Origin of the sequence: Flavobacterium odoriferum, assembly GCF_025499515.1 — a bacterium.
Lineage (GTDB): Bacteria > Bacteroidota > Bacteroidia > Flavobacteriales > Flavobacteriaceae > Flavobacterium > Flavobacterium odoriferum.
In genome coordinates, this window is sequence record NZ_JAMKFA010000012.1 from 209,375 (window position 1) to 232,044 (window position 22,670).

A 22,670-nucleotide genomic window follows, 5' to 3' on the forward strand; every position below is an offset into this window, starting at 1 on the left:
ATCTTTAAATTTTTCAATCTTTAAATAAAATTTATGAGCAAAGTAGCCATCATAATGGGAAGCATTTCGGATATGCCAGTAATGCAAGAAGCCATCGACATATTAAAAGGATTTGATATTCAAACCGAAGTAGATATTGTTTCAGCACACAGAACACCTGAAAAATTATTTGATTTCAGTAAAAACGCACACGAAAGAGGTATTTCAGTAATTATTGCTGGTGCTGGTGGCGCGGCTCATTTACCTGGAATGGTTGCTTCTATGTCGCCACTTCCTGTAATTGGAGTTCCTGTAAAATCAAGCAATTCTATTGATGGATGGGATTCGGTTTTATCGATTTTGCAAATGCCAGGTGGAGTTCCTGTAGCAACTGTTGCATTAAATGGAGCAAAAAATGCGGGAATCTTAGCTGCACAAATTATCGGAAGTTCTGATAAATCCGTTTTAGATAAAATGATCGCTTACAAAGAAGGATTGAAACAAGCCGTTTTAAAAGCTTCTGAAGGATTGAAATAAAAATAGAAAATCCCGAGTTATTGCTAATTCGGGATTTCTACTCACAATTAAGTGACAACTATAAAAAAATTCTACTCTCTCTCTGTTTGGGGCAAAAAGGATGTTTCTACATCATTTCATCGACAAAATTATACACTTTATCGATAAAAACAAATTTTTATGACACTTTTTTTAAAAAAATTTACAACAAAGTACAATACAGCACCTTTTAGTAAGATTAATCTTTCAGACTATAAGGAAGCTTTTGAAAAAACTATTGAACTTGCTCGTGCTGAAATCGATAACATCGTAAAAAACACAGAAGCACCTACTTTTTCAAATACAATTGAAGCTTTGGATTATTCGGGTGAGCAATTAGATAGATTATCTAATATTTTCTTCAATCTGAATTCGGCCGAAACTTGTGATGAAATGCAAAAAATTGCACAAGAAGTTTCTCCTTTACTTACGGCTTTTAGTAATGATATTGCTTTGAATGAAGACTTATTCAAACGCGTAAAAGCTGTTTATGATCAAAAAGATACTTTGACATTAACTACCGAACAAGCGACTTTATTGGATAAAAAATTCAAAGGTTTTTCTAGAAATGGTGCATTACTTAATGAAGAAGATAAATTAAAACTACGCGAAATTGATACCGAATTAGCCAAACTAAAACTAACTTTCGGAGAAAATGTTTTAGCAGAAACCAATAATTATCAATTACATATTACCAACGAAGCCGATTTAAAAGGTTTGCCTGATGGCGCTAAAGAAATGGCGGCAAGTTTGGCAAAATCGAAAAATTTGGAAGGTTGGGTTTTTACTTTAGATTTCCCAAGCTATTTGCCTTTTGTAACGTATGTTGAAAATCGTGAATTGCGAAAAGAAATCGCCATCGCTGCTGGAAAAAAATCGTTTCAGGATGATGAATTAGATAACAAAGAAAATGTAAAACGAATTGTCGAATTACGTCATAAACGTGCTAATTTATTGGGTTATCAATCGCATTCGCATTTTGTTTTGGAAGAACGAATGGCGCAAAATCCAGAAAAAGTACAATCGTTTTTGAATGATTTGTTGGAAAAAGCAAAACCCGCAGCTCAAAAAGAATTTGCTGAATTAACAGCTTTCGCTAAAGAACTTGACGGAATTGACCAATTAGAAAAATGGGATGGCGCATATTATTCAGAAAAATTGAAACAAAAATTATTCAGTTTAGATGATGAGTTGTTGAAACCCTATTTCAAATTGGAAAATGTATTGAACGGCGCTTTCACTATCGCTGAAAAGTTATTCGGAATCACGTTCAAAGAAGTTTTTGATATTGATAAATACCACGAAGACGTTCAAACTTTTGAAGTTTTAGATTTCGATGGACAATTAGTAGCTGTTTTCTATTCCGATTTCTTTCCGAGAAAAGGAAAACGAAACGGCGCTTGGATGACATCCTACAAACCACAATATATTAAGGACGGAATCAACGAAAGACCACATGTTTCTATCGTTTGTAATTTCACACCACCAACCGAAACGAAACCATCGTTATTAACTTTTAACGAAGTAACGACATTGTTTCACGAATTTGGGCACGCATTACACGGCATGTTAGCTAATACGACTTATCCAAGTTTATCAGGGACTTCTGTTTACTGGGATTTTGTGGAATTACCAAGTCAAGTGATGGAAAACTGGTGTTACGAACCCGAAGCGTTGGCATTATTCGCCAAACATTACGAAACAGGTGAAATTATTCCGCAACAATACGTTGAAAAAATCAAAGAAAGTGCGAGTTTCTTAGAAGGAATGGCGACATTACGTCAATTAAGTTTCGGGATTTTAGACATGACGTATCATGGAAAATCGCAAACTATTGACGATGTAAAAGCTTTTGAAAAACAAGCTATGGAAGGCACAAGTTTATATCCAGACGTAGCAGAAAATTGTATGAGTACTTCGTTTTCGCATATTTTTCAAGGCGGATATTCTTCGGGATATTACAGTTACAAATGGGCGGAAGTTTTAGATGCTGATGCGTTTGCGTATTTCCAAGAAAAAGGTATTTTCAATACAGAAGTCGCAACCAAATTCAAAGAAAACGTACTTTCAAAAGGAGGTACCGAATTACCAATGGAATTGTATAAAAAATTCAGAGGTCAGGAACCGAAAGTAGAGGCGTTGTTGAAAAGGGCTGGGTTGATTTAGATTGTCAGAATTTTAGATATTTAGAAACCGAAGCACAAATGCTTCGGTTTTTTAATTATCTTTATTCTTAAATTTACTTATCAAACTTTCATATTCGGTTTCTTTGTCAACTTTTAAGAAATTAATAATTTTTTTTAAAGAATTATTTTGAAAATCAATTTTATCAATCCCTGCACCTTTAGATTTATACAAAATTTCAACAATTTCTCTAGCTTTATAAACCAATATTTCAATTTCCGCAATATTCTTCAAATACATTCTAACACTAGTACCTGTTGATGAGTCTTTATGAGCTAACTCTTTATCCCTTTCTTGACTTATTAATTTAACCTCATTAACCAATGATGAAAGAATATCGTCGATTACATAAAAAAAAACATCTAACTCATTTTTATATGTATAAATTGTAAAATAGAAATTATTATTTTGAGAATTCCCTTTATAAATATCCTTTGCTTTCGGATTTAAATTTGGAGTAATGTATAGTTTACATAAATCAATAATTATGGATTTCCTATAAACATGCATTGTTTCAATTATAAAACTATTAAATGTTCCTTTATTATCGTTTTGATATTCATCATATATAAACTTCAAAACTGAAAATCTTTTTTCAATAACAGTCAATATCGTATACTGAGTTGACAAAATATTTTGAAATTTTTGATTTAAAACATCACTCATAATTATTTTTTTCAAATGTACAATTATTTAAAAAAATAAACTTTCATTTTTTTTTGAAACTTTAAAAACTTTGTTGTACATTTGTCTCATGGAATTCAAAGAAGCAAAAAATAAATTCGTACAAACCTGGGGAGCTTTAGGTTCACAATGGGGCATTAACAAAACCATGGCACAGATTCATGCGTTGTTGATGGTTTCGCACGAACCTGTTTCTATGGAAGACATTATGGAAGAATTACAAATTTCACGCGGTAATGCTTCTATGAATTTAAGAGCATTAATGGATTGGGGAATTGTGTACAAAGAATACAAAGCGGGCGAAAGACGTGAATTTTTTACAGCCGAAAAAGATTTAGACGAATTAGCCGTAAAAATTTCAAGAGAACGAAGCAAACGTGAAATCAAACCAGCCTTGAAAGTTTTAAAAGAAGTTTCTTCTATTCAATCAGACAACACAGAAGCCGAAAAACATTTCGTAGATCAAACCACCAAATTGTACGACTTCGTTTTAAAAGCCGATAACGTTTTGGATAAAATTACAGAATACAAAGACAATTGGTTAGCTAAATTGGTTGTTAAAATCATGAAATAAAAAAATTTAATCAAAACTTTCAATTATTTCTGAAAGTTTAAAATAATAGATAATATGAGAATAATTAATAAAATCAATAAAGCTCTATTAATAATAACAATAATATTAGACTTTACAATTCTATTTGGTTTATATGTGCAGATTTTACTTGGGTTCACTCAACTGTGTATTGCTCTATATATTTTATTCAACTTTAAAAGACTTGAGAAAAAACTCAAATATCAAATTATAAATTATTGGATTTATGTCTTCTTATATTTTTCCTTTTCCACTTACCTGTTTTTAGAAGAGAAAAGTATTTTAGACAATTACACAATATTGATTACAACTATAATGATCATACCAATGACAATTGCAATATATTTTACAATCACATTAAATAAAATAGCAAAACAAAATGAAAAATAAACTAATCATCGCAGCAGGAACCGGGTTCTTAGGAAACGTTTTAATCCAACATTTCAATAATAAATTTGAAGAAATTGTAATCTTAACTCGAGGAAAATCTGAAATTAAGAGCAAAATCAAATATGTAAATTGGGATGCTAAATCATTTTCAGGTTGGGAAAAAGAAGTGGAAAACGCAGATGTAGTTATAAACTTAGCTGGAAAATCAGTTGATTGTAGATATAACAAAAAAAATAAAGCCGAAATTTTAGCTTCCAGAATTGATAGTACCAAAATTTTAAACGATGCCATTTTACAATGTGAAAATCCACCAAAACATTTTATCAACTCATCAACTGCAACTATTTATCGTCATTCAGAAGATACAGAAATGGATGAATATACAGGAGAAATTGGCAATGATTTTTCTATGAACGTTGCCAAAACTTGGGAAAAAACATTTTACGAAGTTGAAACACCAAAAACATTGAAAACTGCAATAAGGACTTCAATTGTATTAGGTAAAAATGGAGGAGCTTTTATTCCTTTAAAAAAACTAACACAATTTGGTTTAGGTGGAAAAAACGGAAATGGAAGTCAATTTGTTAGTTGGATTCATGAAAAAGATTTTGCAAGAGCTATCGAATTTATAATCGAAAAAAAACTTTCTGGAAGCATCAATGTTGTTTCTCCAAAACCGATTCGAAATTATGAATTTATGAAAAAACTTCAAAAAGCAATTGGAATTCCGTTTGGATTACCTATCTCAAAATCACTACTTGAATTTGGGGCAAAAATCATCAAAACTGAAACTGAATTGGTTTTAAAAAGTAGAAATGTCATCCCAAAACGATTAACAGAAAACGGCTTTGAGTTTGAATTTGGTGATTTAGATAAAACGTTTAAAAACTTATTATCATGAACCTCAACATCATCGCCTACCTAATTTATTTTAGCATCACAGGCATTATCATTGTAAAAGTTGGAAGAATATGCTACAACAACGGAAACATCTTCATTTCGCAATTAATTCCAAATCATGAAGACTTGTGTCATAAAATAAATCAAGTGCTTTTGGTGGGATATTATCTACTAAACATTGGCTATTGTGCGATGACAATAATTTCTTGGGAACAAATTGAAAGTATCACACAACTCATCGAAGTGATTACCTCAAAATCGGCTTTCATTATTATTGCGATTGCCGTGATGCATTACATCAACATCATTTTATTAACGAATTACATCAAAAAATTAATTTAAACACTCGTATTATGGAAACTACAAAAATTTTAATCGGTTATGCAATTTATCTTCCCATTGCTTTATTTTTAACCTACTATGTTTCAAAAACGCTTTTTAAAAACAGTAAAATTTATATGTTGGATATTTTTAAAGGTCGAGAAGAAATTGCCAACGCCACCAACAAACTATTCGAAACCGGATTTTATTTACTGAATTTTGGTTTTGCGCTTATGATATTAGAAATGAATATGTATGACAATAGTTATCAAGTTTTAATTGAAAAACTGAGTTACAAAATTGGCGGATTTTCAATTTATTTGGGATTAATGTTGTTCTTAAACTTATATTTCTTCTTTAGAGGAAAACGAAAAGCAAGTCAAGCACAAGTAGAACAACGAATTGTGATTAATGGATAAATTCACAATCCTGACAGGTTTTTGAAAACTGTCAGGATTAACACCAACCACCACAAAATCGGCACACTTTCTAACCAAAATGAAGCGTAATATCTCGAACGGTTCTCATTGGCAAAAAAGAGAAAAACAGCAATAGTTCCACAGACCAAAAGTTTGAAAAAGAACGGTAAAAAATGATGATTATTAGTATAGAAAAATTCTAAAAGCAATAATAAAAGTAATAATAAATAACCAAGCCTTTTCGTCATCTTTACTCCTATTTTCTGCGGAACAGTTTGTAAGTGAATATCATCGAGTTTTACATCCACAATATCAAAAACCAAAACAATCGAAAACACTAATAAAAATCGTTGAAAAGCCATTAAAAAAACATCTATTGAAAACGGAATTTCAGCTTCTACCAAAGGCAAAATCACAGTTACTCCAACCCAAGTAATTCCAACGATGTAGATTTTTACGCCTTTCCAATTTCGAGCGTTTAGTTTGTTTGGGAAAAAAGGTAATGTGTATAAAAGTGTTAGTCCAAAAAAAGCAACAGCACTTAGTTTTGATTCCCAACTCAATTGCAAGAAAAAATAAAAACAAGCCAACAACGAAATAAAACTCAAAAAAACGATGGCTTTGAGTTCTTTTTTGATTTCGGTTTTGTTTAACCTTGCTATAGCATCATACTTCACAAAATTATAGCCAACTACTGTTCCAAAAAAAGCAAAGAAAGCTACCGATGAATCACTTTCAACACCGAAGAAATAGTGCGTCATAGACACTAAAGCAAAAGCTGATAATGCGACATGCAAACTACTATTGATGTAAAAATCGAGAATTTTCTTTAAAACCACCATTCAACAAAAATAATCAATCTGTTAATAAGACTCGATTTTAGTTGATAAAATCACAAAATTTCACATTTTAAAAACAAATTATTACAAGATTAATAATTACTTTTGTTGTCCAAAACAACACATAATAACATACATACACATTTTTAATAAATGAGAACAGATGCATTCGCTTTGAGACATTTAGGGCCACGTGAAAGTGACTTAAATCACATGTTTAAAACGGTTGGTGTAGAATCTTTAGACCAATTAATTTTCGAAACAATTCCAGATGATATTCGTTTAAAAAACGACTTAAATTTAGATGCTCCCATGACTGAGTATGAGTATTTAACTCACATTCAAGAATTAGGAAAGAAAAATAAAGTATTCAAATCATACATTGGTTTAGGATATCACCCAGCAATCGTTCCGGCGGTTATTCAAAGAAATATTTTTGAAAACCCAGGATGGTACACGGCTTACACACCTTATCAAGCAGAAATTGCTCAAGGTCGTTTAGAAGCAATTTTAAATTTCCAAACTACGGTTATCGAATTAACAGGAATGGAAATCGCAAATGCATCTTTACTAGACGAAGGAACAGCTGCTGCAGAAGCAATGGCGTTATTGTTTGATGTAAGAACTCGCGACCAAAAGAAAAATAATGTGAAGAAATTCTTCGTTTCGGAAGAAATTTTACCACAAACCTTATCAGTTTTACAAACACGTTCAACTCCACTAAACATTGAATTAGTAGTTGGAAATCATGAAACTTTCGATTTTTCAACAGAATTTTTTGGTGCGATTTTACAATATCCAGGAAAATATGGTCAAGTTTATGACTATGCAGGATTCATCGCAAAAGCAGCAGAAAACGAAATCAAAGTAGCAGTTGCTGCTGATATTTTATCATTAGCTAAATTAACTTCTCCAGGTGAAATGGGAGCTGCAGTTGTTGTAGGAACTACTCAACGTTTTGGTATTCCAATGGGTTACGGTGGACCACACGCTGGATATTTCGCAACGAAAGAAGAATACAAACGTTCAATGCCAGGAAGAATCATTGGTGTTTCTATCGATGTAAACGGAAACCGCGCATTACGTATGGCTTTAGGTACTCGTGAACAACATATCAAACGTGAAAAAGCAACTTCAAACATTTGTACAGCACAAGTTTTATTAGCTGTTATGGCCGGAATGTATGCGGTTTATCACGGACCAAAAGGTTTACAATATATTGCTAACAAAGTACACGCTTCTGCGGTTACCACTGCGGACGCTTTAAATAAATTAGGTGTTTACCAAACGAATACTGCTTTCTTCGATACAATTTTAGTAAAAGCTGATGCTGCTAAAGTAAAAACTATAGCTGAGAAAAACGAAGTAAATTTCTTCTATCCTGATGCTGAATCGATTTCGATTTCATTCAACGAAACAACTTCAATTGCGGACATTAATCAAATCATTGCGATTTTCGCTGAAGCGACTGGAAAAGAGTATGTTCCTGTAAAAATTCTTTTACCTTCAGGTAGAATTGCAGATGGATTAGAAAGAACATCAACTTTCTTACAACACGAAGTGTTCAACAACCATCATTCAGAATCGCAATTGATGCGTTATATCAAAAAATTAGAACGTAAAGATTTATCGTTGAATCACTCAATGATTTCGTTAGGTTCTTGTACGATGAAATTAAATGCTGCTGCAGAAATGTTGCCTTTATCAATGGCAAATTGGAACAGCATTCACCCTTTTGCTCCTGTTGAACAAGCAGAAGGTTACCAAATCATGTTGAAAAAATTAGAGCAACAATTGAATGTAGTAACTGGTTTCCAAGGAACAACGTTACAACCAAATTCGGGTGCTCAAGGTGAATACGCAGGTTTAATGGCTATTCGTGCTTACCATTTATCAAGAGGCGACAACCACAGAAATGTGTGTTTGATTCCAGCTTCTGCTCACGGAACGAATCCAGCTTCTGCTGCTATGGCAGGAATGGAAATCATCGTAACCAAAACTATGGAGAATGGAAATATCGATGTAGAAGATTTGAGAGCAAAAGCAATCTTACACAAAGACAACTTATCAGCTTTGATGGTAACCTATCCATCAACACATGGTGTTTTTGAAAGCGCTATTATAGAAATTACTAAAATTATTCACGATAATGGTGGATTAGTTTATATGGATGGTGCAAACATGAATGCACAAGTTGGATTAACAAATCCTGCAACTATTGGCGCTGATGTTTGTCACTTAAACCTACACAAAACCTTCGCTATTCCTCACGGTGGTGGTGGACCAGGTGTTGGACCAATTTGTGTGAACGAAAAATTAGTTCCATTCTTACCAACGAATCCAGTTATTCCAACAGGAGGAAGTCAAGCAATTACTGCTATTTCGTCTGCACCTTATGGTTCGGCTTTAGTTTGTTTAATTTCTTACGGCTACATTACCATGTTAGGTGCTGAAGGCTTAACCAATGCTACTAAATATGCTATCTTAAATGCAAATTACATGAAAGCACGTTTAGACGAACATTATCCAGTTTTATATTCTGGAGAAATGGGAAGAGCGGCTCACGAAATGATTTTAGATTGTAGAGCTTTCGAAGAAAAAGGAATCAAAGTAACCGATATTGCAAAACGTTTAATGGATTATGGTTTCCACGCGCCAACGGTTTCTTTCCCAGTAGCTGGAACTTTAATGATTGAACCTACAGAATCTGAAGATTTAGCGGAATTAGATCGTTTTTGTGATGCCATGATTTCAATTCGTAAAGAAATTGAGGCTTCTTCAAAAGATGATGCGAATAATATTTTAAGAAATGCACCTCATACTTTAGCAATGGTTACGGCTAACGAATGGGTTTTTCCTTACACAAGAGAACAAGCGGCGTTTGCTTTAGATTATATTGCTGAGAATAAATTCTGGCCAACGGTTCGTCGTGTTGATGAAGCGTATGGAGATAGAAATTTAGTTTGTTCATGTGCTCCAATTGAAGCATATATGTAAAAAGTAAATTTCGAACATTTAAAATCCCAAATTCCAATTCAGGTTTTTGGGATTTTTTTTAAACATGACAAAAGTTACTTGCTTCAAGAAGTATTGTTGTAAATTTGTACGATTATAAAATTTGGAAATGAAAGACATTGAAACTCGAGAAGACATTCTATTCATCATGCGAAAGTTCTATGACAAGCTATTAGTTGATGAATCAATCAATTTTTTCTTCACCAAAGTTACATCGGTAGACCAACATTTGGAAGCGCATTTTGAGATTTTGGCAACTTTTTGGGAACAATCGTTGTTTTTAAAAGGTGGTTATTACAACAATATGTTTTCCATTCATAAAGAGGTTCATGAAAAACATGCATTTACAAAAGAACATTTTGATACTTGGTTGCATCATTTTAATTCAACGATTGATGAACATTTTGAAGGCAAATATGCCGAACAAATGAAAACACAAGCGTTAAGCATGGCGACAATCATGCAGATAAAATTTTCGTAAATACCCCTAAAAAAAGTCAATTTCATATTATTTTGAGCTTAAATTGACAATTCGATAATTAGCGCAAAAAAACACACGTTTTTATTTTATGTTAAAAAATAATTGATAATTTCGTTACATTAACAATAACTATTATGAATATTAAAATAACAGGTTCAGGAAGCTATATTCCAACTAAAAAAGTTACGAATTCTGATTTTGCTCAACATGATTTTTTGAATGAAGACGGCACTGCTTTTAATATGACGAATGATATTATTGCAGAAAAATTTGTTGAAATTACCGGAATTCTAGAAAGACGTTATGCAGATGACAATATGGTTAATTCTGACATGGCTTTCATGGCTGCAAAAAAAGCAATTGAAAAATCAGGTGTTGACCCTGAAACTATCGACTACATAATACTTGCTCACAATTATGGAGATATTAAAGCGAACACAATTCAGTCTGACACCGTTCCTAGTTTAGCCACGCGAGTTAAATATTTACTACAAATTAAAAATCCAAAATGTGTCGCTTATGATATTCTTTTTGGTTGCCCAGGTTGGATAGAAGCTGTTATTCAAGCACAAGCCTATATTAAAGCAGGAATGGCTAAAAAATGTTTGGTTATTGGTTCTGAAACTTTATCAAGAGTAGTAGACAAACACGACCGCGATAGCATGATTTACTCTGATGGTGCAGGAGCAACAATTATTGAAGCTACAGATGAGGAAGGCGGAATTTTAGCTCATGAATCCGCTACTTTTTCTTTTGACGAAGCTAAGTTTTTATATTTTGGAAATTCATTCAATAAAAATGAAGACCCTAACATTCGCTACATCAAAATGTATGGCAGAAAAATTTACGAATTTGCTTTATCCAATGTTCCAAAAGCAATGGCTTCTTGCTTAGAGAAAAGTGGAATTGCCATTACCGATGTAAAGAAAATTTTAATTCATCAGGCAAATGAAAAAATGGACGAAGCCATCATTAATCGCTTTTACAAATTATTCAAGATGGAAACACCAGCTGGAATTATGCCTATGAGTATTCATAAATTAGGAAATTCTAGTGTTGCAACGGTTCCAACCTTATATGATTTAATTGTAAACGGAGAATTAGAAGGACAAAGTTTAAACAAAGGTGATGTTATTATTTTTGCATCTGTAGGTGCCGGAATGAATATTAATGCAATTGTATATCAAATGTAATTTTTTTGTTTCAAGTTTCAGGTTTCAAGTTTCAAGTTAAATTGCTAATTTTACCAACTGTTTCCAACTTGAAACCTGAAACTTGACTCAAGGCAATGCCGAACTGAGCGAAGCTAAACAAACTTTATAATGTACGAAAAAACATATCCGAGTAAACGATTCAATATCACTTTAGATTTTCTAAAAAAACATATAAAAACTTCTGAAACCATTTTTGATTTAGGCGTTCCAAACCCTTTTTCAAAAATTATGGTTGATAATGGTTATACTGTTATCAATACTAAAGGAGAAGATATTGACAATGATCAATCGGCGCTTCAAAATGAGAACTATGATGTGTTTACGGCGTTTGAAATTTTCGAACATTTACTAAATCCTTACACGGTTTTACAAAACGTAAAAGCGGATAAAATTTTAATTTCGATTCCATTACGTTTGTGGTTTTCTCCAGCTTATAGAAGTAAAACCGACATGTGGGACAGACATTATCACGAATTTGAAGATTGGCAATTGGATTGGCTTCTTGAAAAGGCAGGTTTTAAAATTGTTGACCGAGTGAAGTTTACGCATCCAGTTAAAAAACTTGGTTTTAGACCTTTATTAAGATGGTTTACTCCAAGATATTATTTGGTTTATGCCGAAAGAGTGAAAAGTGATAAGTAAAAAGCAACAAACCAAATGAAATATTACATTATCATTCCCGCTTACAACGAAGAGGCTTTTATGAGCTTGACTTTGCAATCGTTAGTAGAACAAACCGTTTTACCAACAAAAATTGTAGTTGTGAATGATAATTCTACCGATAAAACTCCGGAAATTGTTTCTGAATTTGCTTCTAAATATCCATTTATTACTTTAGTGAATAAAAAATCCGATGCAATGCATTTACCTGGAAGTAAAGTGATTCAGGCTTTTCATGAAGGAGAAAAAAACATCGATGACAATTACGACATCATTGTAAAAGTAGATGCCGATTTAATTTTTCCAAACAACTATTTTGAAACGATTATCAAACATTTTCAATCGGATGACAAAATTGGAATGGTGGGCGGATTTTGCTATGTAGAAAAAAATGGAGATTGGGTTTTAGAAAATCTAACCGATAAAGATCACATACGCGGAGCATTAAAAGCCTACCGAAAAGAGACATACAAACAAATTGGTGGGTTAAAACCTGCAATGGGTTGGGACACAGTTGACGAATTACTATGTAAATTCTACAATTGGAAAGTCGTAACCGATGAAAGCCTACATGTAAAACACTTAAAACCAACTGGCGCAAGCTACAACAAAGCAGCTCGATACAAACAAGGAGAAGCTTTTTACAGCTTGGGTTACGGATTTATCATCACCGCTATTTCATCATTGAAATTGGTAATTCGAAAAGGCAAACCTCTTTTATTCATCGATTATTTAATGGGATTTTGGAAAGCAAAATCATCTGGAAAACCTTTGTTTGTAACTGCTGAACAAGCCAAATTTTTCAGAAACTACCGTTGGAAAAAAATGAGAGAGAAATTGTTTTAATCTTTTACAATAAAATATAGTATTTTTACTGAATACAAAATTGAACACTTAATAAAATGATGCTCATTCGCTACTTATCGCAAATAGGAAAATACTTTATTATGTTGAAAGAAATTTTCAACAAGCCTACTAAATGGTCGGTAATGAAACAATTAATCCTTAAAGAAGTTGATGATTTAATCATTGGTTCACTTGGAATTGTGGCATTTATTTCTTTTTTCGTTGGTGGTGTTGTGGCAATTCAAACCGCATTAAACTTGACAAATCCTTTAATTCCAAAATATTTAATTGGATTTGCAACCCGTCAATCGGTTGTATTAGAATTTGCACCTACGTTTATTTCCATCATTATGGCTGGAAAAATGGGTTCATTCATTACATCAAGTATTGGAACCATGCGTGTTACCGAACAAATTGATGCTTTGGAAGTTATGGGTGTTAATTCTTTAAACTATTTGGTTTTTCCGAAAATCATTGCATTACTTTTATATCCTTTCGTAATTGGATTGAGTATGTTTTTAGGCATTTTTGGCGGTTGGATGGCTGCGGTTTATGGTGGTTTTACCAGCAGTCCAGAATTTATTACAGGTTTACAAACAGAATTCATTCCATTTCACATTGCGTATGCATTTATAAAAACATTCACTTTTGCTTTGTTATTGGCAACTATCCCATCATTTCATGGTTATTATATGAAAGGTGGCGCACTTGAAGTGGGTCAAGCGAGTACAGTTTCCTTCGTTTGGACATCAGTTGTAATTATTTTAATGAACTTTATATTAACCCAACTCCTCTTAAGCTAATGATTGAAGTAAAAAACATCGTAAAACAATTTGGAGAACAAACCGTTTTAAAAGGCGTTTCTACTCGTTTTGAAGCAGGAATGACCAATTTAATTATTGGACAAAGTGGTTCGGGTAAAACAGTTTTTTTAAAATCATTATTAGGAATTCACACACCAGATAGCGGAACTATTTCATTTGACGGCAGAATTTACTCTGAACTTTCAAATGACGAAAAAAGAGCTTTACGAACAGAAATTGGAATGGTTTTTCAAGGAAGCGCTTTGTTTGATAGTATGACTGTGGAAGAAAATATTGGTTTTCCGCTGAAAATGTTTACCAATAAAACGCCTGCAGAAATTAAAGAACGTGTTGATTTTGTTATTGACAGAGTCCATTTGGTAAATGCGCATCACAAACGTCCTTCTGAGATTTCAGGAGGAATGCAAAAGCGTGTTGCCATTGCTCGTGCCATCGTAAATAATCCAAAATACCTTTTTTGTGATGAACCAAATTCGGGTTTAGACCCAAAAACAGCCATTGTAATTGATAATTTGATTCAAGAAATTACGCAAGAATACAACATTACCACTGTGATTAATACGCACGACATGAACTCGGTAATGGAAATTGGAGAGAAAATTGTCTTCTTAAAAAATGGTTTATTAGAATGGGAAGGTTCAAACAAAGAAATTTTCAAAACCGATAACGCAGCGGTTACCGATTTTGTATATTCTTCAGAATTATTCAAGCGTGTACGAAAAATGTACTTGGAAGATGATGTAAAATAGTCCTATTTTAATTTAGAAACTATTTGCTTAATGTCTTGTTCTTTATTTTTTGGATAAATCAACAACACATCGTCTTTGTCTACAATTATATAGTCGGTTAAACCATCAATTACAACCAATTTTTTACCTTCGGTTCTAATGATGTTATTAGTTGCATTTTCCAAATAAACAGTAGCATTTACAACTGCATTTTCTTGTTCGTCTTTTGGCAATTTATCATATAATGAACCCCAAGTTCCTAAATCGTTCCAATCGAAAGTTGCAGGTAATACAAAAACGTTTTGCGCTTTTTCTAAAATGGCATAATCGACAGAAATATTTTGTGCTAACGGATAATTATCTTTGATAAATGCCGCTTCTTTCTCTGTATTTAAAGCTTCGTAACCACTCATAAAATGGTCATACATCACTGGCTGAAACTCTTCATAGGCTTTTAAAACGGTTTTGGCACTCCATACGAAAATCCCAGCATTCCAGAGATAATTCCTGCTTTGAATAAACTTTCTTGCAGTAGCATAATCTGGTTTTTCACGAAACTGCTTCACTTTTTTAATTGGACGAGAATCTAATTTATCAAATTCGATATAGCCGTAACCTGTGTTGGCAAATGTTGGTAAAATTCCTAATGTCATTAAATTTTCATCACACTCACAGAAATCGAAAGCGTGTTGCAAATTAGAACAAAACTGCATTTCATCTTCAATCCAGTGGTCAGAAGGCGCTACAACCATTATAGCATTCGGATTTTGTTTTTTAATTTTTAAAGAAGCATACAAAATACAAGGCGCAGTGTTTCTCATTACAGGTTCAAGAATAATTTGCTCTTGTTTTACCATTGGTAATTGCTCTAAAACAATACTATTGTAATCCTCATGTGTTAGAATTAAGATATTTTCTTTAGGAATAATTTGAGACAAGCGAGTAAACGTTTTTTGAATTAGTGTTTCACCAGTTCCTAACATGTCGTGAAATTGCTTAGGAAACTCGGCTGTACTCACTGGCCAAAAACGTGAACCAACTCCACCAGCCATCAATATTGCGTAATAATTTTTGTTCATAATGTGTGTTACTGAGTAACTATATTTTTAATTTTTATAAAAAATCCTATAATAAAATGGGTAACAAAAATAATAAATGAAAAAACGAAAAGTATTCCAAAAATTGTAATAATCAAATTTACATCAAATGAATCTTGATACAATTCATTTTCATCATAAAAAATCATGTATGGAAATACAATTCCCAAAACTGAAATAATCAATGTATAAATATGTGAATTTTTAAAAAATGAATTTGTTGGAAATTTTATCCAAATAAATATCAAATAGAAAAAATAAAACAACAAAAAAAGTAAAGAGAAAAACCAATAAACATGTACATGATGAATAACAAAATAAGTATCGTGAACATTAATATCTAAAGTATTATTTTCATTACTTGTTGTTAAAATCCCAAACAACAAGAATAATACAGCAAAAATTGCTAATAAAAAATGAGGTTTTTCTTTTAAAACTTTAAAAATCATTGTACTTATTTAATTCGGCAACAATTCCACTTCAGCATTGGGTTGAAACAGATATAATCGTCCAGAACTTATTTCTAAACATTCATATCGCTTAACTCTTAATGCTATTTTCTTAAAAATTTTCCCATTGTGAATTCTAAAATGACTTCCCATTGGAATTTCAAAGATATAATTTTTATCGGTTTCTTTTTGGTCAAATTGTTTTAATGCGATAGCTAATTTTGCATCTGTATCACTACTGGCTTTCGGATTTCTAAAATGTTTGGCAAGCAATGGCAACAATTGATGGGGAAATATTTCAGGACGAATAAACGGCACCATCATTCTTTGAAAAGTGAGTTTCCATTCATCGCCATGAGGTTTTATGTATCGTCCATACTTTTCGAAAGCTACCAAATGAGCAATTTCGTGAATTAGTGTAATTAAAAATCGGTATTTATTCAAACTAGCATTTACCGTAATCAAATGATAACCTTGCGCATCTTTTCGATAATCGCCATGACGGGTTTGACGTTCATTAACGATTTTAAGATGCACATGATTGGCTTTGATTAACTCAAAACAATGATGAACTGCGTGTTCAGGAAGATATTTTTGTAAAACTTCGCTCAATTATTTATCAATCTTTTTATTAGCATCACGCAAAGATTTTGCATTTAGCGAACTGACTACTTTTTTTCCTGTTTTAGCTTCTAATTCTTTGAGTGCTACTTTAGCAACATTTCCGCCTTGTTTTGCAACTTTTTTGCTTTCTTCAAACGATTCAGGGTTTACAGCTTGTGAAATATCTTTGGTTGAAGCTTCGGCTAACATATTCAAAATCAATTCGGTATTAGTCATATTGTCTCGAAGATTTTCTTTTTTCAACCCTTTTATAATTTTATATTCTTTCGTTGTTTTTCCTGACCAAGACTTTGAAATAATATCGGTTAAAGTGGCAAACTGTTGTCCTTCTTTTAATCCTCTATTTTTCCATTCGTCTGTTAATTCTTTACGAATTTCTATGCTTTTTAATCTTTGATTAATCCAACTTTCGGAATATCCTAATTGCATATATTGGTTCAGAGCTCTATCGATTGAAATTTCAGGATCTTGTAATTCGTCTAAACGTTCTGCAGCAATTTGAGCTAACCACAATTTAAAAGGTTCCGCTTTTGGTGAAGGAATGGATTGAATTAATCGAAAAAGTTGTTCAGTATCCGCAACATCGGTTAGTCGCATTTTACCATCAGGAGCTTGCATTTTCAACTGTCCGATTTTATCGGACACTTCACTTCCTTCTTTAATCAACTTTGATTTTAAATCACTCCAATACTTTCTTGGACGATCACTATCGATTAAAACTTCAATTACATCTATAATTGAAACATACCACTTCTCTTGATTGGAATCCCAAGTGGTTCTTACTTTTTTGTTTTCAAATAATTGAATGGCGTTTACTTTTGTCATGGTTATATAAATTTAAATGAAATTACAATTTACAAAAATTATGGTGTAGTTGATGAAACTTGCAATACTTTTCCATTATAAAATTTGTTTCCAGTTAATGCGAAATTGAAGATGTAATCTGCCATTTCTTTTGCTGAAAGTGGCGCTTCGTAACCTGGAAAAGCTTCTTGTAACATTTCGGTATTTACAGCTCCAAGTGCTAAAACATTGAAGGCAATTCCTTCTTCTTTATATTCTTCAGCTAATAATTCAGACAACGTAATCACGGCTCCTTTGCTTGACGAATATGCAGCTAAACCAGCGAATTTCATGCTTCCTTGTATGCCGCCCATAGAACTAATCGTCACGACATGACTTCCTTTTTCCATGAAAGGAATACAGATTTTTGTTAATTCAGCAACCGCAAAAACATTGACTTTATAAATATCTTGAAATTCTTCTGAAGTAATTTGCGTGAATTGTTTATGCAACAAACTTCCTGCATTATGAATTAAAATATCAACTTTTTTCCAAGTTTGATTGATGAAATTCTCCACTTGAAGTAATTCATCTGGATTTGAAATATCAATTGACAAACACGTAATATTTGGATTTTCAATTAAAGCCTGAGGAGTTTTACGAGAAATGGCAAGAACCTGATGACCCTCATTTGCAAATTGCAAGGCTAATTCGTAACCAATTCCGCGAGAAGTTCCCGTTATGATGATGTTTTTATTTTTCATTTAACTTGATTTCTTTTTTAGGAGCATTTATCATTTTTTCTAAAACTGGAATTGTCTTAGAAATTACATTAGTCATGTGTTTCGTATCCATCAATTCAAACTCATCATCAGGTTGGTGATAAAATTCGAAATTTTCAAAATCAAATGTAGAAACGGTTTGAGCTGGAACATTAAATTCGGTAAAAAATGGATAATTATCAGATGCTCTAAACAACATATATTTGGTTTCAATTGGCAAATACCCAACTAATTTTTCTCCTGCATATTCGTTCATTGTCGTCGCCATGTTCGATTTTCCAAAACCAGTTAAATAAAAATCCATTCCTTTGTCTTTCATTGGAACTCCAATCATTTCAAAATTGAACATGAAATACAAATCCATTTTTTGTTCTTTCAATTTAGCTGCTAAATGTTTCGAACCTAAAAGACCTTTTTCCTCAGCAGAGAAGAACACAAAAAGAATACTTCGTTTGTTATTTTTGAATTTTGCGAAATATTTAGCTACTTCGGTTACCGCAGTGGTTCCGGAAGCATTGTCGTTTGCTCCGTTTCCAATATCATCGCCATTTACGGCTGCAATTTTTCCAATATGATCATAATGCGCTCCAATGATTACAAATTCATTTTTTAATTTTTTATCTGTTCCTTCAATGTAACCTACAATATTGAAAGCAGGTTTGTCAAAATTTGATAACGTATCACGATAGGTTTTAAAATATGGTTTGATTCCGTTTTCTTTCAATAAATTTTCAAGATAAACTGAAGCTTTTTCAATTCCTTCACTACCTGAATCTCTTCCTTCTAGTTCATCGGAAGCTAAATAAGACAGTGTTTTAATAACATTTTCTTCAGAAACTTTATAGGAAACAGAATTGGTTTGATTCGTTTTTTCCGGTTGTGGCTTTGTTGCACATGAAAACAATACAAATACTAATAAAAAGATATAATAGCGCATAAATTTAGTTTTAAGTAAAAATAAAAAAATCCCGAGTAAATCGGGATTTTGTATGATAAATTTAACACTTATTATGCTAACATCGTTACTGGATTTTCCATAAACGCTTTAAACGTTTGTAAGAATTGAGCTCCTGTTGCTCCGTCCACTGTTCTGTGATCGCAAGCCAAAGTAACTGTCATTGTGTTTCCAACTACGATTTGACCGTTTTTAACTACTGGTTTTTCAACAATAGCACCAACAGATAAAATAGCTGAATTTGGTTGATTGATAATCGATGTAAATGATTGAATTCCGAACATTCCTAAATTAGAAATTGTGAATGTACTTCCTTCCATTTCAGCTGGTTGAATTTTTTTAGATTTTGCTTTTCCAGCCAAGTCTTTTACGTTTGCACCAATTTGAGTTAAGCTCATTTGGTCTGTAAATTTCAATACTGGAACCATTAAACCGTCTTCAACAGCAACTGCAACACCAATATTCACGTGGTGATTGATTACCATTGCATCTTCTCTCCATTGTGAATTTACTTGTGGATGTTTTTTTAATGCCATCGCACTCGCTTTGATTACCATATCATTGAAAGAAACTTTTGTATCTGGTAATCCATTGATCATATTTCTTGAAGCAATTGCATTGTCCATATCCAACTCGATAGTTAAATAATAATGCGGTGCTGTAAATTTAGATTCTGATAATCTTCTCGCAATGGTTTTACGCATTTGCGAATTTTTGATTTCTTCTTGGAAAACTTCTCCTGCTGGAACAAATGGTTTCACAGCTGCAACTGCACTTGTAGCTTCTGCAACGGCTTGAGTTGGAGTTGCAACTGCTGATGGAGAGAAATTCTCTACATCAGATTTTACAATTCTTCCATTTTCACCTGAACCTTTTACTTGAGACAAGTTGATTCCTTTATCTTGAGCAATTTTTTTAGCTAATGGAGAAGCAAAAACTCTACCTTCAGAGTTAGAAGTTGGAAGTTGGGAGTTGGAAGTAGCTTCCGTTTGTGTAACTGCTTTTACTTCAGATTTTGAAGTTTCAACAACTGCACCAACTTTGTAATTAGCCGCAATTCCTGAAACATCAGTTCCTGCTGGTCCTAAAATGGCTAAAATAGTATCAACTGGAGCAGAATCACCTTCTTGCACTCCGATATATAACAAAGTTCCTGCATTAAAAGATTCGAATTCCATAGTAGCTTTATCCGTTTCGATTTCAGCTAAAATGTCACCTTCTTTTACAGCATCACCCACTTTTTTCAACCAAGTTGCTACTGTTCCTGTTGTCATCGTGTCAGACAAACGAGGCATTGTTACTACTTTTACACCAGCTGGAATTTCAACTGCAACAGAAGTTGGTTTTGCTTCTTCAACTACTTTTTCTTCTTTAGTTTCAGTAGCATTTCCTCCACTTAATAAAGCTGAAATATCTTCGCCTGCTGCACCAATAATAGCTAATAAAGAATCTACTGGAGCCGATTGTCCTTCTTGAATTCCGATGTGTAATAAAACACCATCATAGAAAGATTCGAATTCCATTGTAGCTTTATCCGTTTCAATTTCGGCTAAAATATCACCTGTTTTGATTGTATCACCCACTTTTTTTAACCAAGTTGCTACAACTCCTTCGGTCATCGTATCACTCAAACGGGGCATTGTTATAATTTGTGCCATAGTTCTTATAATTTATGTGGAATGAAAGGATAATTTTCTTGTTCATACACTACATCATATAACTGTTGTGCTTCTGGGAATGGAGATTCTTCAGCGAATTTCTCACATTCAGCCACTAAATCAGCTACTCTTTGATCGATTGCTTCTATTTCAACTTCTGTAGCGTAGTTATTTTCTTTAATAATATCAAGAACTTGAGTAATTGGGTCGATTTTTTTGTATTCTTCCACTTCCTCTTTTGTTCTGTATAATTGTGCATCAGACATTGAGTGTCCTCTGTAACGGTATGTTTTCATTTCTAAGAAAGTTGGTCCATCACCACGACGTGCTCTTTCCATTGCTTCATGCATTGCTTCAGCTACTTTAACTGGATTCATTCCGTCAACTGGTCCACAAGGCATTTCGTATCCTAAACCAAGTTTCCAAATATCGGTATGATTTGCGGTTCTTTCTACAGAAGTTCCCATTGCATATCCATTATTTTCAACGATGAATACTACTGGTAATTTCCATAACATTGCCATGTTGAAAGCTTCGTGCAAAGAACCTTGACGCGCCGCACCATCACCAAAATAAGTTAAGGTAACACCGCCAGTATTGAAATATTTATCAGCAAAAGCAATACCTGCTCCTACTGGAATTTGTGCTCCTACAATTCCGTGACCTCCATAAAAACCATGTTCTTTAGAGAAAATATGCATAGATCCACCCATTCCTTTTGAAGTACCTGTAGCTTTTCCGTATAATTCTGCCATAACTTTTCTTGGGTCAACACCCATTCCAATTGGCTGAACATGGTTACGGTAAGCGGTAATCATTTTGTCTTTTGACAAATCCATAGCGTGCAATGCTCCAGCTAAAACTGCTTCTTGACCGTTATATAAATGTAAAAATCCTCTAACTTTTTGTTGGATATAAACAGCAGCTAATTTGTCTTCAAATTTTCTCCAAAACTGCATGTCTTCATACCATTTAAGGTAAACTTCTTTGGTTATTGGCTTCATTATGTTTGTTTTTAATTCAATTATATTGCGAAACACATAAATTGCTAGTTCACAATTTTACGAAAAGCAAAAATACTACATAGAACCTTACTGAAAAAATTAAATTCTATGATTTTTTCGTTTTTTTGTATGAAATCGTTAAAAAAACCTACGAAATCGTTATAGATGATTTTTATCGAAAACTAATGGCAAAATATTTTTCAAAGAATCCGTTTTATAAATTGGTCCTTTTGCTCCCATGAAAAATATTTCTATAGGAATATCTTGCTTAAATTCGTACTCAGCAATAGCTTGACGACAACTACCACAAGGAGGAATTGGCTCGTCTAAATCTCTATCTTGAGGCGATGCTGTGATAAACATTTTCACAATTTTAGCATCTGGATAAGTAGCTCCCGCATAATAAATAGCTACTCTTTCTGCACACAAACCTGATGGATAGGCTGCATTTTCTTGGTTTGAACCTTGTACAACAATTCCGTTGTCTAATAAAATTGCTGCTCCAACTGTAAATTTTGAATAAGGTGCGTATGCCTTACTTCTTGCATCAAAAGCTTGTATCATCAAATTGATTTCTTGTTGCGATAATTCTTCTTTTGAAAGTACCGAAATGGTAGTGTTTATAATAATTTGCTTCATATGTGAGGAAAAAAAATCCAAACTCAACTAAGAATTTGGATGATTTAT

General features: G+C 32.9%; 24 protein-coding genes. 13 read left to right on the forward strand and 11 right to left on the reverse strand.

All coding sequences use genetic code 11. The features are described from left to right. Positions 1-33: 33 nt before the first annotated feature. On the forward strand, positions 34-516 hold the full coding sequence (purE, locus tag M9Q43_RS10685) for a 5-(carboxyamino)imidazole ribonucleotide mutase (RefSeq protein ID WP_262318894.1): 483 nt from the start codon (positions 34-36) through the stop codon (positions 514-516). Between the two features lie 159 nt (positions 517-675). Continuing rightward, positions 676-2,700: a M3 family metallopeptidase gene (locus M9Q43_RS10690; RefSeq protein ID WP_262318895.1), complete on the forward strand. Its 2,025-nt coding sequence runs from the start codon at positions 676-678 to the stop codon at positions 2,698-2,700. A gap of 51 nt (positions 2,701-2,751) precedes the next feature. Here the strand turns inward: M9Q43_RS10690 and M9Q43_RS10695 are convergent, their stop codons facing one another. Continuing rightward, complete coding sequence (locus tag M9Q43_RS10695) at positions 2,752-3,399, reverse strand: hypothetical protein (protein WP_262318896.1); 648 nt, start codon at positions 3,397-3,399, stop codon at positions 2,752-2,754. 73 nt (positions 3,400-3,472) lie between these two features. Here M9Q43_RS10695 and M9Q43_RS10700 point away from each other — a divergent pair, with 73 nt between their 5' ends. The 4 genes from M9Q43_RS10700 to M9Q43_RS10715 all read left to right on the forward strand — a co-directional run bounded on the left by M9Q43_RS10700 (position 3,473) and on the right by M9Q43_RS10715 (position 6,024). Beyond that, a complete protein-coding gene (locus M9Q43_RS10700; protein WP_008254547.1) occupies positions 3,473-3,976 on the forward strand; it encodes a GbsR/MarR family transcriptional regulator in 504 nt (167 codons plus the stop codon). Between the two features lie 397 nt (positions 3,977-4,373). Beyond that, complete coding sequence (locus tag M9Q43_RS10705) at positions 4,374-5,285, forward strand: TIGR01777 family oxidoreductase (protein ID WP_262318897.1); 912 nt, start codon at positions 4,374-4,376, stop codon at positions 5,283-5,285. After that, positions 5,282-5,626 carry a hypothetical protein gene (locus M9Q43_RS10710; protein ID WP_262318898.1) on the forward strand — a complete coding sequence of 115 codons (345 nt, stop codon included), beginning with the start codon at positions 5,282-5,284 and terminating at the stop codon, positions 5,624-5,626. Before M9Q43_RS10705 ends, M9Q43_RS10710 begins: the two co-directional genes overlap by 4 nt. Positions 5,627-5,637: 11 nt before the next feature. Next, complete coding sequence (locus M9Q43_RS10715; protein WP_262318899.1) at positions 5,638-6,024, forward strand: hypothetical protein; 387 nt, start codon at positions 5,638-5,640, stop codon at positions 6,022-6,024. A gap of 2 nt (positions 6,025-6,026) precedes the next feature. On the opposite strand, the gene M9Q43_RS10720 is transcribed toward M9Q43_RS10715, so the two are convergent. Next, a complete protein-coding gene (locus tag M9Q43_RS10720; RefSeq protein WP_262318900.1) occupies positions 6,027-6,866 on the reverse strand; it encodes a UbiA prenyltransferase family protein in 840 nt (279 codons plus the stop codon). Positions 6,867-7,016: 150 nt separating this feature from the next. Between M9Q43_RS10720 and gcvP the strand changes: the two genes are divergently transcribed. The 7 genes from gcvP (at position 7,017) to M9Q43_RS10755 (ending at position 14,652) form a co-directional block, all read left to right on the forward strand. After that, the gene (gcvP, locus tag M9Q43_RS10725; protein WP_262318901.1) at positions 7,017-9,860 is read left to right on the forward strand and encodes an aminomethyl-transferring glycine dehydrogenase; all 2,844 of its coding nucleotides are present in this window, start codon (positions 7,017-7,019) and stop codon (positions 9,858-9,860) included. Positions 9,861-9,987: 127 nt separating this feature from the next. Further along, a complete protein-coding gene (locus M9Q43_RS10730; protein WP_262318902.1) occupies positions 9,988-10,359 on the forward strand; it encodes a group III truncated hemoglobin in 372 nt (123 codons plus the stop codon). Positions 10,360-10,493: 134 nt separating this feature from the next. Beyond that, on the forward strand, positions 10,494-11,552 hold the full coding sequence (locus M9Q43_RS10735) for a 3-oxoacyl-ACP synthase III family protein (RefSeq protein ID WP_262318903.1): 1,059 nt from the start codon (positions 10,494-10,496) through the stop codon (positions 11,550-11,552). A 129-nt stretch (positions 11,553-11,681) separates the two neighbouring features. Further along, positions 11,682-12,215, forward strand: a complete 534-nt coding sequence (locus M9Q43_RS10740; RefSeq protein ID WP_262318904.1) for a class I SAM-dependent methyltransferase — start codon at positions 11,682-11,684, stop codon at positions 12,213-12,215. Positions 12,216-12,230: 15 nt separating this feature from the next. Next, positions 12,231-13,079, forward strand: a complete 849-nt coding sequence (locus tag M9Q43_RS10745; RefSeq protein ID WP_262318905.1) for a glycosyltransferase — start codon at positions 12,231-12,233, stop codon at positions 13,077-13,079. A 56-nt stretch (positions 13,080-13,135) separates the two neighbouring features. Beyond that, positions 13,136-13,882, forward strand: coding sequence for an MlaE family ABC transporter permease (locus M9Q43_RS10750; protein ID WP_262318906.1), 747 nt, complete (start codon positions 13,136-13,138; stop codon positions 13,880-13,882). After that, positions 13,882-14,652, forward strand: coding sequence for an ABC transporter ATP-binding protein (locus M9Q43_RS10755; protein ID WP_262318907.1), 771 nt, complete (start codon positions 13,882-13,884; stop codon positions 14,650-14,652). The genes M9Q43_RS10750 and M9Q43_RS10755 overlap by 1 nt, the downstream gene beginning before the upstream one ends. Before the next feature lie 2 nt (positions 14,653-14,654). On the opposite strand, the gene M9Q43_RS10760 is transcribed toward M9Q43_RS10755, so the two are convergent. From M9Q43_RS10760 to M9Q43_RS10800, 9 genes are all read right to left on the reverse strand, one after another. Further along, positions 14,655-15,710, reverse strand: coding sequence for a mannose-1-phosphate guanylyltransferase (locus tag M9Q43_RS10760; RefSeq protein ID WP_262318908.1), 1,056 nt, complete (start codon positions 15,708-15,710; stop codon positions 14,655-14,657). Between the two features lie 8 nt (positions 15,711-15,718). After that, positions 15,719-16,177: a hypothetical protein gene (locus M9Q43_RS10765; protein ID WP_262318909.1), complete on the reverse strand. Its 459-nt coding sequence runs from the start codon at positions 16,175-16,177 to the stop codon at positions 15,719-15,721. Positions 16,178-16,186: 9 nt separating this feature from the next. Next, positions 16,187-16,789: a SprT-like domain-containing protein gene (locus M9Q43_RS10770; protein WP_262318910.1), complete on the reverse strand. Its 603-nt coding sequence runs from the start codon at positions 16,787-16,789 to the stop codon at positions 16,187-16,189. Beyond that, complete coding sequence (locus M9Q43_RS10775) at positions 16,790-17,626, reverse strand: BRO-N domain-containing protein (RefSeq protein WP_262318911.1); 837 nt, start codon at positions 17,624-17,626, stop codon at positions 16,790-16,792. Positions 17,627-17,664: 38 nt separating this feature from the next. Further along, positions 17,665-18,348 (reverse strand): SDR family NAD(P)-dependent oxidoreductase, encoded by a 684-nt coding sequence (locus tag M9Q43_RS10780; protein WP_262318912.1) that lies wholly within the window; start codon positions 18,346-18,348, stop codon positions 17,665-17,667. Further along, positions 18,338-19,303, reverse strand: coding sequence for a M28 family metallopeptidase (locus tag M9Q43_RS10785; protein WP_262318913.1), 966 nt, complete (start codon positions 19,301-19,303; stop codon positions 18,338-18,340). The genes M9Q43_RS10780 and M9Q43_RS10785 overlap by 11 nt, the downstream gene beginning before the upstream one ends. A 71-nt stretch (positions 19,304-19,374) precedes the next feature. After that, positions 19,375-20,979 carry a 2-oxo acid dehydrogenase subunit E2 gene (locus M9Q43_RS10790; RefSeq protein WP_262318914.1) on the reverse strand — a complete coding sequence of 535 codons (1,605 nt, stop codon included), beginning with the start codon at positions 20,977-20,979 and terminating at the stop codon, positions 19,375-19,377. Positions 20,980-20,984: 5 nt separating this feature from the next. Beyond that, complete coding sequence (gene pdhA / locus M9Q43_RS10795; protein ID WP_262318915.1) at positions 20,985-21,983, reverse strand: pyruvate dehydrogenase (acetyl-transferring) E1 component subunit alpha; 999 nt, start codon at positions 21,981-21,983, stop codon at positions 20,985-20,987. Positions 21,984-22,142: 159 nt separating this feature from the next. Continuing rightward, positions 22,143-22,622 carry a cytidine deaminase gene (locus tag M9Q43_RS10800; RefSeq protein ID WP_262318916.1) on the reverse strand — a complete coding sequence of 160 codons (480 nt, stop codon included), beginning with the start codon at positions 22,620-22,622 and terminating at the stop codon, positions 22,143-22,145. Positions 22,623-22,670: the final 48 nt, after the last annotated feature.